General features: G+C 38.7%; 13 protein-coding genes and 1 pseudogene. 7 read left to right on the forward strand and 7 right to left on the reverse strand.

What is annotated here, in order from left to right; translation table 11 throughout:
* Positions 1–256: 256 nt before the first annotated feature.
* A complete protein-coding gene (locus tag V7124_RS15625) occupies positions 257–823 on the reverse strand; it encodes a TIGR00730 family Rossman fold protein (protein WP_335490671.1) in 567 nt (188 codons plus the stop codon).
* Between the two features lie 484 nt (positions 824–1,307).
* Here V7124_RS15625 and V7124_RS15630 point away from each other — a divergent pair, with 484 nt between their 5' ends.
* Both V7124_RS15630 and V7124_RS15635 read left to right on the forward strand, forming a co-directional pair.
* On the forward strand, positions 1,308–3,005 hold the full coding sequence (locus V7124_RS15630; RefSeq protein ID WP_335490674.1) for a DUF2207 domain-containing protein: 1,698 nt from the start codon (positions 1,308–1,310) through the stop codon (positions 3,003–3,005).
* A 30-nt stretch (positions 3,006–3,035) separates the two neighbouring features.
* Positions 3,036–3,476: a hypothetical protein gene (locus V7124_RS15635; RefSeq protein WP_335490677.1), complete on the forward strand. Its 441-nt coding sequence runs from the start codon at positions 3,036–3,038 to the stop codon at positions 3,474–3,476.
* 44 nt (positions 3,477–3,520) lie between these two features.
* Here V7124_RS15635 and V7124_RS15640 read toward each other — a convergent pair.
* Positions 3,521–3,751: pseudogene (locus V7124_RS15640) on the reverse strand (cysteine hydrolase); the annotation flags it as partial.
* 761 nt (positions 3,752–4,512) lie between these two features.
* On the opposite strand from V7124_RS15640, the gene V7124_RS15645 reads away from it, so the two are divergent.
* Both V7124_RS15645 and nspC read left to right on the forward strand, forming a co-directional pair.
* Positions 4,513–5,754 (forward strand): saccharopine dehydrogenase family protein, encoded by a 1,242-nt coding sequence (locus V7124_RS15645; protein ID WP_335412689.1) that lies wholly within the window; start codon positions 4,513–4,515, stop codon positions 5,752–5,754.
* A gap of 2 nt (positions 5,755–5,756) precedes the next feature.
* Positions 5,757–6,884 carry a carboxynorspermidine decarboxylase gene (nspC, locus tag V7124_RS15650; protein ID WP_335490680.1) on the forward strand — a complete coding sequence of 376 codons (1,128 nt, stop codon included), beginning with the start codon at positions 5,757–5,759 and terminating at the stop codon, positions 6,882–6,884.
* Positions 6,885–7,198: 314 nt separating this feature from the next.
* On the opposite strand, the gene V7124_RS15655 is transcribed toward nspC, so the two are convergent.
* The gene (locus tag V7124_RS15655) at positions 7,199–9,811 is read right to left on the reverse strand and encodes a choice-of-anchor I family protein (RefSeq protein ID WP_335490683.1); all 2,613 of its coding nucleotides are present in this window, start codon (positions 9,809–9,811) and stop codon (positions 7,199–7,201) included.
* A 130-nt stretch (positions 9,812–9,941) separates the two neighbouring features.
* Positions 9,942–10,256 carry a PHP-associated domain-containing protein gene (locus tag V7124_RS15660; RefSeq protein WP_335490686.1) on the reverse strand — a complete coding sequence of 105 codons (315 nt, stop codon included), beginning with the start codon at positions 10,254–10,256 and terminating at the stop codon, positions 9,942–9,944.
* A gap of 230 nt (positions 10,257–10,486) precedes the next feature.
* On the opposite strand from V7124_RS15660, the gene V7124_RS15665 reads away from it, so the two are divergent.
* Positions 10,487–10,687 (forward strand): Fur-regulated basic protein FbpA, encoded by a 201-nt coding sequence (locus V7124_RS15665; RefSeq protein ID WP_335490689.1) that lies wholly within the window; start codon positions 10,487–10,489, stop codon positions 10,685–10,687.
* Positions 10,688–10,793: 106 nt separating this feature from the next.
* On the opposite strand, the gene V7124_RS15670 is transcribed toward V7124_RS15665, so the two are convergent.
* Entirely contained in the window at positions 10,794–11,711 is a 918-nt protein-coding gene (locus V7124_RS15670; protein ID WP_335414687.1) for a TRM11 family SAM-dependent methyltransferase, read from the reverse strand.
* An 83-nt stretch (positions 11,712–11,794) separates the two neighbouring features.
* On the opposite strand from V7124_RS15670, the gene V7124_RS15675 reads away from it, so the two are divergent.
* Both V7124_RS15675 and V7124_RS15680 read left to right on the forward strand, forming a co-directional pair.
* Positions 11,795–12,457, forward strand: a complete 663-nt coding sequence (locus V7124_RS15675) for a hypothetical protein (protein ID WP_335414684.1) — start codon at positions 11,795–11,797, stop codon at positions 12,455–12,457.
* Positions 12,458–12,513: 56 nt separating this feature from the next.
* Positions 12,514–14,040, forward strand: coding sequence for a glycine betaine uptake BCCT transporter (locus V7124_RS15680; RefSeq protein ID WP_335414681.1), 1,527 nt, complete (start codon positions 12,514–12,516; stop codon positions 14,038–14,040).
* Between the two features lie 50 nt (positions 14,041–14,090).
* Here V7124_RS15680 and V7124_RS15685 read toward each other — a convergent pair whose 3' ends face one another.
* Both V7124_RS15685 and V7124_RS15690 read right to left on the reverse strand, forming a co-directional pair.
* Positions 14,091–14,447 carry a nucleotide excision repair endonuclease gene (locus tag V7124_RS15685; RefSeq protein ID WP_335414677.1) on the reverse strand — a complete coding sequence of 119 codons (357 nt, stop codon included), beginning with the start codon at positions 14,445–14,447 and terminating at the stop codon, positions 14,091–14,093.
* 222 nt (positions 14,448–14,669) lie between these two features.
* Entirely contained in the window at positions 14,670–14,930 is a 261-nt protein-coding gene (locus tag V7124_RS15690) for a hypothetical protein (RefSeq protein WP_335414675.1), read from the reverse strand.
* Positions 14,931–15,254 lie beyond the last annotated feature (324 nt).

A 15,254-nucleotide genomic window follows, 5' to 3' on the forward strand; every position in this document is an offset into this window, starting at 1 on the left:
TTCTAAGGCTCTTTTCTTAAACTTTGTTGCTTTTTGTAACAAAAATTAATTTAATGATTAAGCTTGTTTTCGCAGAAAAACAGCTTGAATTTAATAAGAAAAGAGCTTGCAAACTAACTTCAATGGAGCAAAATAACTATTACCACGTTAAAATCGGCTTTAAGATTTTAACAACAATCTTTGCGAAAACAGCCTTTTCTAAAGAAAAAAATACAAAATAAAAGCAGTGATTTTCACTGCTTTCCGTTTACCTTCGTTAATCAAACGCTTTAATAGACGGTGCCTCATAGGTTAAAAATTTTTCGAGTAAGGCTGCTGGTTCATCCTCAATAATCGCCATCGTGCGGAATTTCTCTTGCAAGAATTTTTGGTCGATCATATGGTCAAATAAGCTGATTAACGGATCATAATAATGATTAATATTGAGAAGGCCGCATGGTTTTTTATGCAAACCAATTTGCCCCCAGGTGAATACTTCAAAAAATTCCTCTAGCGTACCAGTTCCACCCGGCATGACGACAAACCCATCGGCAAGCTCGACCATTTTAGCCTTTCGCTCATGCATCGTTTCGACTTTATACAACTCTGTTAACCCTCGATGTGAGATTTCACGTTCCTCCAACACTCTAGGGATCACACCTATCGCATGCCCGCCTTCAAGTAAAACGGTATCTGCGACTGCACCCATCAGGCCGATACTCGAACCACCGTAAACTAATGTGATGTTCCGTTTTGCAAGCTCTTTGCCTAATTGAATCGCGCCTGTTTTATAGGCCTCTGAAGCACCCAAACTTGACCCGCAATAAACCGCTAATCGTTTCACGCTGTTGCCTCCCTATATGATTAATGCGTTTTAATTTGATTATAGTTATAAATAGAGTTGAAAACAAACAAGGAAAAAGCAGGAGAGAATCCCTTCTCACAAGTATCCATCATGTAGGCAAATGTTCTTCTTCGCTTACGGTTATCATAGTATTTGTCCCACGACCTCGTCCCAGCCATATTCATGGAGTAATGTTCTATATATGTATGTACTAGCAATCCCAAAATATTCATTATTGGATGCATAATTGTCAAAAAGTGCATAAATGGTGACAGGCACCATTCATAATCTCTTAACCATTTCTTAATAGTAAATTTACAATTAAAAGGTAGTATGGAATATAGGAAGAGGGTAGCCAATTTGTACCTTTTTCATGACCCCTATTGTTGATTCGGCCTAGCCGGATCCTTTTTTTTTGGAATATTCATGAAACCTCCCCTCTTCTTACTTCGTATATAGTCTAATAGGAAAGTAGGTGGCGTATATGCCGAAGCAGTGGTTTACGAGTTTACTCTTATTTGCCATGTTATTTATTTTTCCAAGCCCGAGCTTTGCTGTTGAATATTCCATTACCAATGTAAAAATGGACGCTTTCTTGCAAGAAAATGGAGATGTCCTAGTAGAAGAAACCCATACATATGAATTCGAAGGTGAATTTAACGGGATTACCCGAGAAGTCATTCCCAAAGCGGGAGCAGCCATCAGCCATTTTACGGCAACGGAAAACGGACAACCTTTAAAAATTGAAAAAGAGGATGACCTTTACAAAGTTCACCGTATAGGTACAGATGAAACCATCACGGTAAAACTGCAGTACACGATCGAAAATGGGTTGGAGATCTATCAAGATGTAGCTCAATTTTACTGGCCATTTTTCGATGAGAGGAATGAATCCTCTTACGAAAATCTGACAATCACCATTCATCCGCCTAAACCGACCGATGATGTGATTGCCTTCGGATATGATGCAGCCAATAGCACTGAAACCATACAGGACGATGGGGCTGCTGTTTTTCAATTAGGCTACGTTCCTGAAAGTACCAACGGGGATATCCGCGTTGCCTATCCAGTCAGTCTTTTTCCGGCTGCACCTAAAACCGCAGTTAAACCGATGAAAGAGGACATCCTGAAGGCGAAGCAAGAACTTATCGATCAGGCTGCAGCCCATGCTGCAACAAGAGAAACACTTTCCACGATTAGCACGATAGGCATTCCCGCTTTTACACTTATTTTACTAGTGTTAATGGGAAGTAATTGGCTGGCAGCACGAGCCAAGCGAAATGACTTCATGCGGGAAGGCAGTAAGTTTCAGTCTGTACCAAAGCAAATCTTGAGCTTACCAGCAACGATTTTCTTTACAAACAATGGCTATCTTCCACCACAAGCGATGGCCGCTGGATTGCTTGATTTGGTGCGACAGGGCTATGTGAAAAAGACGTCAACCGACAGCTTCGAGAGGATCAATCCTAAATCACCTTTAAAGCACGAGAATGTGTTACTGGATTTTCTTTTTGATAAAATCGGATCAAAAAATACCTTCAAGTTTGGCCAGTTAACAACCTATACAATGAACAAGCTAAATCATGGTAAATACAGTTCATTTCAAACACAGTGGCTACAAGCCGTTAAACAAGAAGTTGTAGACCATTCCCTTTATGAAAACAAAACGGGCTATCGATTATTCGTTGGTTTTTCAAGTGTGTTGTTGCTGCCATTTCTGTTCCTTTTCCCGATTTATGATCTTTTAGGATCCTTTTTATTGGCACTTCTACTGTTTCTTACGGTTATCATCTACGCCATTGTCTACCGACCAAGAACCTGGGAAGGTGCTCGAATCGCTTACGAATGGAAGCAATTTAGGATTCGCTTTAAAGAATTATCACAGGAAGAGTGGGAAAAATGGTCAGAAGATGATCAGATGCGCACCTATATATACGGGCTCGGAATCAGCAGCAAAGAGATTGATCGAAAACATGATGCATTAATCGAAGCATTTACTTCGGAGGATGATTATTATGATAATGATCATCCTGTCGGCTTCTACGCCATTGCCTTAATCGGACCTGACACTTCTGCAAAATTCCGTTTTGCTAATGAATCAACAATCAGCAGCAGTAGCAACAGCGGATCAAGTTCTAGCGGAGGAACAAGTGGAGGCGGTGGCGGATCCGGTGCTTTCTAAAGAAATACTGGGTTAAGAGGGGGTGATTTTTTGCCAAAAAGAATAAATATCTACCTTATCATTAGTATGGTTTTCCTGATGTTCCTAATAGGCTGTTCAAATAATGGTTCGAAAGAGGTTAATTTAAATCAGCTTACTAGAGTAGATGTTGAAGTGGTTAAGGCAGATGAAAGCTATGAAGAAGCTGTAATGATTACGGATGTGGAGTCGTTAGAGGTTGTAAGAAAATCATTTGAACACATTAAATGGGAACCGAATGTAGAGCCTAAAATGGCTAGAAAAGAAAATGTAAAGGCAACCTTATTTTTTGAGTATGATGAGAATATGCCTGAACGATTATTCACATACCAGATTTGGTTCAATCAAAGTAATGATACGGCAACCATAATTAGTAACAATGAAAAAGAAGGGTTTGGAACCTTAGATAAAGAAAATGCACAGATACTAGAGAAAATTTTACTTAATCAATAAAAGAACAGGAATTTCCTGTTCTTTTATCTATTTAAATTAAAATCTCACCTATATGAATCATGTGTCGGAAGGAATAGGTCTTCCTCTGCATTCCTGACAATTGAAAAATGTTCAACATTGTAATGTCCATGAAGCGTTTTATTATGATGGTTTATAATCTGTTCGGTACTTAAAATATCATTGTCGGTTGTTGAATGTCCATCACCGACTAATGTAACATCGAAACCACTAATAGTGGCTGTTCTAACTGCACTATCTATACAGTGCTGGGTTTGAAATGAAAGACGGCACTTTCAACTTGATTCCCATCCATTAATTCTTGTTGCGCATCAATTATTAATAATATTTGATTCATACTTTTCCCCTTTCAAAGGTGGGTAAAACTTTTTTTGTTCAACTATGCACCTTCTTTTGTTTTTGTCTTATATTATATAGAAACCAGTAATTTTCCCTCTAAAAACTTGCTCGTCTCATGCTTTGTTTCTCCTTGGACAAGGCTCTTCAAAAAAAACAAAAAAAGGAAAATATTTTTTTAAAATCACTATTGCTATTCTTAAAATATATTGATAATATGAAATAGCTAATTGGAAAGCTAATATTCAATCTATGTCGAGTCTTTCCAAGCAGATAATATTTTGACCACTTCCTAAAGAAGAAGTTAAGGCCATACGGACAGCCGGGTCAAATGCCGATTGGCAACTTTAGTTGCCTTATTGATTGAGTTAAAAGCTCAAATTTTATAAGTTGGTTACTTTACAACCAGTGCATAAGCACACAACTTGTGAAACGGTCAATAAGAGTGGTAAAAGTAATTATTTGCTATATAGACTCTGATCCTATTATGATATATTTTGAATATTAAAAGAGCTTTCTTACCTATGGTCTTAGGACTTTTATAGGAGACGTATGACTTCAGTCATCCGTATGCCTTTTAATATGAATGATTATATCTAAAGCAAGTGTTGTGCGCGTCGATGCGTTTTCCACTTGCTTTTTTTTGTTGGAAAAAATCTATTTTAGTTGGGAGATAGGAAAAATGGGAAAAGCACTTATTATTGGCGCCGGTGGCGTTGCTTCAGTAGCAATTCATAAATGTGTTCAAAACAGTGAAGTTTTTGAAGAAATTTGTATTGCGAGCCGTACAAAATCAAAATGTGATGACTTAAAGGCAAAATTAGATGGCACAACCAAAACAAAAATCACTACTGCACAAGTAGATGCTGATAATGTGGATGAATTAATTGCATTAATCAATGAAGTAAAACCAGATATCGTAATGAACTTAGCCCTGCCATATCAAGACTTAACAATTATGGATGCTTGTCTTGCAACAAAAACACACTACATGGATACAGCGAACTACGAGCCAGAAGATACGGCTAAATTTGAATACAAATGGCAATGGGACTACAAGGAGCGCTTTGAAAAAGCTGGCATTACAGCTCTTTTAGGAAGCGGCTTTGACCCAGGTGTAACAGGGGTATTCTCTGCTTATGCATTAAAGCATTATTTTGATGAAATCGAATATATCGATATTCTTGATTGTAATGGTGGCGACCACGGCTACCCGTTCGCTACTAACTTTAACCCTGAAATCAATATCCGTGAAGTTTCTGCTAACGGAAGATACTGGGAAAACGGTGAATGGATCGAAACGGAGCCAATGGAAATCAAACGCGAATATAACTTCGCTGAAGTTGGCCAAAAAGACATGTACTTGCTTTACCACGAAGAACTTGAATCTCTTAAGGAAAACATCCCAGGAATCAAGCGTATTCGTTTCTTCATGACATTTGGTCAAAGCTATATTACTCATCTTAAAGCACTTGAAAATGTAGGAATGACTTCCATCGAGCCAATTGAGTTCGAAGGAAAGCAAATCATCCCACTACAATTTTTAAAGGCCGTATTACCAGATCCAGCATCACTTGGACCACGTACAGTTGGTAAAACAAACATTGGCTGTATCTTCAAAGGTAAAAAGGATGGGAAAGATAAGACTTATTACGTTTACAACATTTGTGACCACCAAGAATGCTATCGTGAAGTTGGCTCTCAAGCGATTTCTTATACAACAGGCGTTCCTGCCATGATCGGTGCAGCAATGATCTTAACGGGCAAATGGAATAAACCAGGCGTATTCAACATCGAGGAATTCAATCCAGATCCATTCATGGAAGAGTTAAACAAATGGGGACTTCCATGGGTAGAAGATTTTAATCCAGTTCTTGTTGATGCATTGCCTGAAGAAGCACATGAACCGGAGTTAGTTAAATAAAAATGCGGTTCGAAGAACTACCTACACCGTGCTATGTAGTCGATAAAGAGCTAATTGAAAAAAATCTTAAAATCCTAAACGGTGTTATGCAGCGTACCGGAGCAAAGATTGTTTTAGCACAAAAAGCCTTTTCGATGACAACAATGTATCCCCTCATTGGACAATATTTAAGCGGTACAACAGCGAGCGGCTTGTATGAAGCACGTCTAGGCTACGAAGAAATGGGCAAAGAGAATCATGTCTTTGCCCCTGCCTACCGTGACGATGAAATAGATGAGATTATCTCAATTTGTGATCATATTATCTTTAATTCCTTCTCACAGTTGGAGAAGTTTAAAGACAAAGCACTTCAAGCGGGCCGAAAAGTTGGCTTGCGCATCAATCCTGAATGCTCCACCCAAATTGGGCATGCCATTTATGACCCATGTTCGCCAGGTTCCAGATTTGGTGTAACGTTAAAGCATTTCCGTCCTGATTTGCTTGAAGGTGTTTCTGGGCTTCATTTCCATACTCTTTGTCAGCAAAACTCGGATGATTTAGAAACCACGCTGAATGCGGTTGAAGAAAAGTTTGGCGAATATCTTCATCAAATGGAATGGATCAACTTTGGCGGCGGTCACCATATAACTAGAGAAGATTACGATATTCCAAGACTAGAAGCTTGCATTAAAAGAATGCAAGAAAACTACGGATTAGAAGTATACCTTGAGCCAGGCGAAGCGATTGCGCTAAATGCAGGTTACCTAATTACATCCGTTCTTGATTTACATGAAAACGGCATGGAGATTGCGATTCTTGATACCTCTGCCACCTGCCATATGCCGGATGTATTGGAAATGCCTTACCGCCCGCCTCTTTTTGGATCAGGTGAAGCAGGTGAAAAGCCACATACATATCGTCTTGGCGGACAAACCTGCCTAACAGGCGATGTGATTGGCGATTATTCGTTTGACCAGCCGCTAAAGAGCGGTGATCGATTAGTATTTGGCGATATGGCCATTTACACAATGGTTAAAAACACAACCTTTAACGGTATGCCGCTTCCAGCGATTGCGGTTCAAGATAAAGACGGCGATTGCCAAGTCGTCCAAAAATTTGGTTATCAAGATTTTAAAATGAGACTAGCATAATATTTTTTAAGAGATCAGATTCTGAACGTGGAATCTGGTCTTTTTATAGCATCAAACTTATTCATTACCTTAAACTGCAAAATCGAGCTGTGGAGGATCACGAAAAGCTTCTATTCGTTACCTTGATTCACTAAAACGAGCCGGTACGGGCACGAATAGCTTCTATTCGTTACCTTGATCCACTAAAACGAGCCGGTACGGGCACGAATAACTTCTATTCGTTACCTTAATCCACTAAAACGAGCTGGTGCGGGCACGAATATAATCGAACAAAAAAACATCCTGCTCAGTATTGTGCAGGATGGTTTTTTTAGTTATGCTGCTCTTCTTTTTTGATAGAATACGATTCCCCCGCCAACGATCACAAGAAGGAATCCCATCACTAAGAGATTAAAATGGTTTGTCGCTGTATTAGGCAGTTCATGTCCAGAATGGTTATTAGTAGAATTGGCCACTGGAACTGAAGGTTTATTTTCTGAAGAAGCTACTTCAAATACTCCATACGTGCTAAAATGACTGACTTCTGCCCAAATATATCCATTCTTTGAATCATATTTAACCGGAATAATTTTCTCAGCCATTTTACCATTTTCGTTAATAAAGTATACTACTACATTTTTCCAATCTTTAACCTTTGATGGATCAAGCTTAAATTTCAATGTAACTTTATTGCTTTCAAATTTATCAATCATCTTTCCATCTTCCGCTTGGATTGAGAAGTCATAGACTGGACCGATTGCATCCTTAACTGACTTTGGTACTATTTTGATGGTTAACTTTTGATCTAAATCTTTAAATAGAGCTAACGGCAAATCAACCTCAATATCACCTTTATTGATTTTTATTTTTGCATTTGGATGGGTATTTAAAATATCTTTGACTTTAGCAGGATTTAATTCTAAACTCAATTGCGGATAAGAAGTGTAATCAAATACAATGTCTCCATCCTTATTAAGGATGCTCTTGTCTAATTCCTGATACTCGCTATATTTTTCCTTAACCGGTGGAGTTGGTTGAGTAACAGTAATGTTGGCTGTAACTGTGTGCGCTCCATTCTTCGTTTGAACAGTAATCGTTACACTTCCAGCACCGATCGCCGTTACCAATCCATTACTGGTCACGGTAGCCACTTTTTCATCAGAGCTTGTCCAAGTAACTACCTTATCCTCTGTTGCATCAGCCGGTTGAATAGCAACACGTAATGTTACGGTTTCGCCAACTTTAAGACTTGCTTGCGTTTGATCGAGCGTGATTCCGGAAATTCGTACAATTGGACTAACTTGAACTTCATTCACAGACACCGTTCCACTTACTTCGTTTCCGACTAAGATGAGCGGACGACCGGTTGGACTTACCTCTGCAGCAATAAATTCAAGTCCTTCTGGTGATACATCCCCTGCAATCGCTGCAGAGAAATCCCTGCTGTTAAGATAGTTAGCAAACTGAGCATTTTGTGGATTTGAAATATTATAAGTTATAAACCCGCCAATTCTCTCAAGTCCAATAAATGCATATACCTGATCGCCAATCATGCCAACTTTAACATCTTCTGGCTCCGGTCCTTTTTTCGCACTGCGTTTTTCCAATTTATTATCATCATTTGACCAGTTAAACACGGTCGGATAACGCTCGGCCGTAATATCTTCGAAATCACTGCCACTATCATAGACAAGCTCCATGGTGTCGGCCTTCCAAATCGAGAACGAACGACCGCCTAATGTATAAATCGCATCCGTTCCCCGATCGGTTAGGACTTCAAGTTTATTATAATCCTTTGAATTTTTCATTTTATCAAATGCAGCTTGTGCTTCATCCGCTGTCATACCTTTAAAAAGATCAGTGTTTAATGTAATCTTATCCTTTTCATCTATAAATTCAGCTACATTGATAAAAGTTGACCCTTCCTCTGGCCATTCAGTGGCATCCCCTTCATTAGCCGTAAGCAGATAATCAGTACCGCTAATGTTTACATAGGCAACGGAATCAGGCATATAAGCTCCTAAAATAGGCAGCTTTTCGAGTTCAATCTTGTCATTTCTAGCCGCATCCAGTTTATTTACTTCTAAAGAATGGTCCTTATATCCAAGCGACTTTACAGACAACACTTTGCCTGCTTTGATATCAATGGTGGCAATCGCATTGTTCTCTTGAAGCGTTACAAATGCTTTCGTGCTATCGTTAGAAACAGCAATGAATTCTGGTTCCAAATCCCGGACAGCGTCTGCTTTTGTTCCTTTATTCCGAATATGAACCTTATTATCAATAACAGTTTCATCCGTAAATTTCACTTGGGTTACGTTCCCTGTTTCCACTTCAACAATCGTAACCGATCCTTCCGGGTCCACCCCTTCAAGTCCGAGGCGAGGTTCTGCTTCATTTGCCGATAGAATGTACTTCGCATCAGGTGTTAGTTTAACCATATCCGGCTGGACACCTGCATCGTATGTTTTTTTGATGTCGCCATCATAATTCATGACAACAATTTTTCCACCTTTGGTATAATCCACATCTTGAACAGCTGCCACAATCGTATCATTAGACGTATTTATTTCGATGCTCGTTAAGTCACCGTATGTAAACGTATCTGTGTTCACCGCAGCTGCAATATCAATAGATTTTTCTTTTTGAAGCGTTTGCTCAGTGTCGGAAGATGTTAACCCATTCAGACTAACAATATCAAGAGTTTGTCCATAGCCATTAATGACGTAAAACTTTTGGTTGTCCGAATTGTATTTAACAATTTCAGCGACCCCGCCGTCTTCATTGGTTTGTCCGATGCTATACCCTGCGATTTTTTTGATGTCAATCGTATTCGGAATTCCCGATTCAGCACTCACATTTTGAACATTAAATGGAACGCCTGTTAACAGGATACTTCCTGCTAGCATCATCCTACTGAACATATTTAGCTTACTTTTACGCTTCATTTTATTTCCCCCAGTTTTTTATATATTGCGCGTTTTTTGACACTATTACTATAGTAGCAAAGGGATTTGTTGATTTTATTGAATAGTTGTAAAATTAATGTAAAGATTGGTTATGTAATCAAGCAACTTTTTAAACTTCTAACTTCTTCTTTAAAATCCCTTTTAAGCGGTTCGCTTCGGATACTCGATCATGCAAATCATCTGCCACTTCCCACGTGAATTGTCTATTTAAAATAGCACTCTTTAACTCTCTAATATTCGTGCATGGCTGATAAAGAACCGTGTATACGGATCCATATTGCATAAAATGATGGGTATCACTTCCACCGACAACAGGTTTATCAAGCGATACGCCGAGCAGCTTTACATCTCTAATATTTTCCCCAATCCCGCGAGTATGCAAATCCTTCCCATTTAAATCGAAAGCATCCAGTTGTTTTAACAAAGAAGGAAAGGTCAGTTACCTACTTTCTGGAAAGCCCCTTTTTACGCACATGGGTTTCATCCAGTTTCTTACTTTTTTGTTCGAAATTTCAAAATCTTGTTGACATGCATTTTAATTCCTACTTGACAAATCGGATTAATTTGTTTTATGATGTAATTAAGAAATAATTATATAAACTGACCTTAGGATAAAACCTTTTAAGTAAATCAAATGGATAGGGGAGATAGTATATGAGTAAAGTCGTTAGGTATGATGAAGAGAAAAGACGCAGGGAATTAACAAATAAACTAATTACTTATGGTGTCTATAAAATCGATAATACCAGTCTTTTACACTTGTCTCTTCCAGATTTAGAAAAGGAATACAAAAGATTACAAGCCGATGCCCATCCGCATTGCACATCAGGTTTACGATGGGTCAATAAAAGATAACTTTTCTATCCTACAATCCTACTTTTAATAAACCAAAAGCCTATTCTGCTAGAGAATAGGCTTTAACTATTTTTCACGATTGTTTTCATTTGGCTACTCCCTGCTTTTACTTTCCCACAATCACTTCACGAGAAAATGTCCCTTTTTTCGCAACCGCCCGATCCACAATTGTAAATCCTGCTTTGATAAGGATCTGATCAATCGGTTCAACCGTTACCACGACAACTTTATCTGCAAATCGTCGTGCACTTTGGAGCATTTCGAGCTGCTCTTCAGGCGAGATGACGGAGCATAGGTTATAGGGTAAATCGATAATCGCAACGTCATAATGTTTGCTGATTTCACGCATATCTATAAACTTCACTTCTGTAGAATACCCAAAATGGGCAATATTCTCCCTTGTCCCTGCAAGAATAACAGGGTTATAATCGCTCCCAACCATATCAATCCCCATCGACAGTGCCTCGACGAGTACAGTCCCGATGCCGCAGCAAGGATCAATTGCCTTTATCCTGTTTGGGTCCGGTATGGCAATATTCACTACCGCCCTTGCCACACGGGTACTTAGCGCTGTCGAGTATTGATGCGGCTTCTGTTGATGGCGAAACCATACAGACTCACCTTTCACATAGTCCCCGAAAACCCATCTGCCGTTGACATTCCTCACAGCAAACAAACGCTCTGGGTTTTCAATATCACCAACCCCATTAATTTTTAATCCCACTTCTCTCTCGATTTTTCGCCGGCTCTCAAATGATTCATCCCCACTTTTCACATAAATCACTTTAAACGTTTCTCCGATAACCTCAAATGCTGCCACTTTCTCAAGAAGCTCCTGAAAGCTTTCTCCCTCAAAAATTACCGCAATTCTATCCTTTATAAACGGACTTCGACTAGGATCTATTTTTACATTACTTTCTAAAATATTCGTTTCCGATTCTGAACCAAACAAGGAACGCATTTCTAAATCCCTTAATGAACGTTCATCTTCAAAACTGACGTACGTATAGATATAACTATCCAATTTTTCATCCTCCTTTTCCAAGCGTAATTTTTTTCCAAAAATAAGACATCCTACTAATAAAAGCACTGAAGGGAGATTGATTTGTGAAACTGTATCAAGTAAGAAAAGGACAATTTGTATATTATAACAACGAATTACACAGGGTATATGGGGTTAAACCAATGTATAAGCTATCCGTTCATCTGATCAAGCTAAGGGATATGACACAGCATATAACCAATGCTGCAAGCGTAGAAAAATACAAGCCAAAGGAACTTGACAGCTTTATCTTCAATCATAAGGCTTATACGCTCAATAAGGATCGAAAAGCTGAAGTAGGAGATTATCTTTTAATCCATAATCCTATGCCTGATTCCTTAGATACATATTCGTTAAATGAAATCGATGTAGTTGAATCCGTTGATAAACAAGGCGTCATTACTAGTAATTCGCACGGAATTAAACACAACGAGTATTTATTAATGTTACCTGGTCGTGCTTCTGACAGCCACCCAATCGATTATCAAAATAGTGAAGGTGGAGAAGTTGATACCCTTCAAGACATTCCGTCCCAACATGTAAACAACGAACCTTTGCCAACAATAGGAGACATTTATAAAAACAATGACAGGAATGAAATCGTTGAAGCAATGGTGGTCGCCGTGAAAGGTCATACGGTTTATCTAGGCGGCGGGATAGAAGTGCCGCAGGAAGAGTTAATGAACACCGAAAAGTGGGAATTCGTCTATAGTCTCCTGGATAAGTGAATGACCTCCAAATACTTACTATTATATTGAACAAAAAACATTACTAGGAGGTTTCTATGACCAGCAAAAATAAAGGCAATAACAGCGTTTTTATCATTTCACTATTACTTACTCTGATATTTATTATCTGGGGTGTATTTTTTACAGAAAATCTCACGAAAGTCACCGATATCATCTATAATGGGTCGATTGATTACCTTGGCTGGGTATATCTGGCTTCCACCTTATTCTTTGTGATTTTCTCGATTTATTTACTTTTTTCAAAATACGGTGATATTCGACTCGGTAAAAAAACCGATCGCCCTGATTTTAACACAGCCTCTTGGCTTGCGATGTTGTTTGGTGCTGGAATGGGAATCGGGATTGTCTACTGGAGTGTGGCCGAACCCGTCACCCATTACACCAAACCTCCCTATGGGGAAGGTTACACGATTGACGCAGCCAATATCGCAATGAAATATACATTTTTCCATTGGGGATTGGACCCATGGGCCATCTATACGGTAATCGGCTTAGCGCTTGCTTTTTTTCAATATAACAAAAAGCTGCCTGCAGCCATTAGTTCTGCATTTCATCCAATATTAGGTGACCGGATTTACGGACCGATTGGAAAAACAATTGATATCCTATCTATTTTTGCAACCGTCTTTGGAATCGCAACATCCTTAGGTCTTGGCGCGATGCAAGTGACGGCCGGAATGCATGACTTATTCGGTGTTCCCAATGAGTTATTCGTTCAGCTAATCGTGATTGTTGTGGCAACCATCATTTTTATTATCTCCATCAATACAGGCTTAGAGAAAGGAATTCAATATTTATCCAATGCAGCAATGATTTTATCATTTGCGATTATGCTGCTGATTTTAATGGTTGGTCCAACCTTGACTATCATTAAGGTATTCTTTAATACCACCGGCCTCTATATTAGTGACTTTATCCATATGAGTTTAAGGCTAAAACCATTTGGCGAAGGGGAATGGATTGCATCCTGGACACTTTTTTATTGGGCCTGGTGGATTGCATGGGCACCCTTTGTCGGTATGTTTATTGCCAGAGTATCAAAAGGAAGAACGGTAAGGGAATTTGTAATCGGCGTATTGGTCGTTCCCACACTTGGAACATGCCTTTGGATGTCTATCTTTGGCGGTTCCGCGCTTGAACTCGTTCAAAACCCAGCGAATCAAGGTCTGGCCAAACATATTACCGAAAATGTTTCATTGGCTATCTTTACATTTTTCGATTATCTGCCATTAAGCTCCTTGTTAAGTATTTTGGGGTTTGCTGTCGTCGCCATATATTATATAACTGTTGCCGATACCGCCACCTTTGTATTGGGTATGCTCAGTGAAGGTGGAACCTTAAATCCTTCCAATAAAATTAAAATGACTTGGGGGGTCATTCAATCCGCTTTAGCTGCTGTCTTGCTTTTAGCCGGCGGTTTGAACGTCTTGCAAACTGCATCTATCGCAGCAGCGCTCCCCTTTGCCATTATCCTGATCGTCATGTGCTTCTCATTACGAAAAGGGCTAAAAAGTGAAGTCGAGTTACAAAGAGGTTCGAAGAGAAGCGTAAACCATTCATAAAAAGTAAAAAGGCAATAGGTCTATACCTAATGCCTTTCCTTGCTTTTACTTTATCTAAAAAACACCTTATCAACATTGTACTTTGACTTGGATTCATTAATGATGAACGTTTCATAAATTTCTCTATGTACCGGGTCATCAATCACACAAACTTGAATCTTCGTCACTTCATCTCGATGAGGTTTCATAGGCGATACATTATCTTCAAAATGCTTTTTAATTCTTGGGCGCAGCTTCCTTGCTTTTCCTACAAACAAAAGCTCTTTATCCTTGTTATAAAACATGAAAATTCCACCCTTATCACGAGGGATAAGATGAAAATCAGTAAATCCATAAATATTGCTTAACTCTGGATTGTCTTGCTTGGTAATCGTAACGTCTGGTTTTGGAACAGTAATACTTATCATGTAAATCCACTTCCTTTTTCTACAGTGCTTTAAATGCTATCATAAAATCTTATTAATTACTATGTCCAACTGCCGAGAATTCTACATATTTCAATTCAAATTTACGTTTGATAAATGTTGTTCCCGACCTTATTGCCTCCTTTGGCTAAACAAGTTTACAAAACAAATATCCCAACTGAATAACATTGGGATATTTGTTTCTTCATAATTTTATTAAATGTGTTACGCTTCTTTTTGCATGATTTGATATATGGTAACCGTTTTTTTTAACTCTTTCAGGACCAATGTTTGCTCAATTGCTTTTTGTTTGTATTCTTCGCGCATTCTTTTTAAGAAGGAGGTTTCTGTTTTGTTTAACGAAGGTATAGACATTTGAATACATTCATTCACTGCTTCTTCCTGCATATTATAATGTTGTATGTCTTTTTCAACCATTGAAATGAAAAACTCAAGATGTTGCTCGGGGCTCATTTTTTTCCTCATTAGCTTACCTCCTTAGCCTTTCATTTATTTTATAAAGGATAAGGATAAAAGCGTAGGTATTTAACAGAATCTTAACGGCAACTTAACAAACTTAATTTTCAAAAAAAGGGAAGTACCTAAATAGCTAGAATTACCCCCCTTTGAAAGTTACCAACATCTACATCTAAACAAACATCCAGAATTCCGGCACTGTTTGCGTTCATTATTTTCCTTTTGGTTATGGGAACAATTGCATTGATGATTCCTATCTGACGGTTTATTCATATCTCTACAGCCACAGTCTTGATGTTGATTTTGTTTGTAGCCATGGTCTTGTTTTTGGCA

The organism is Neobacillus niacini, assembly GCF_036961885.1.
GTDB classification, from domain to species: domain Bacteria; phylum Bacillota; class Bacilli; order Bacillales; family Cytobacillaceae; genus Neobacillus; species Neobacillus niacini_H.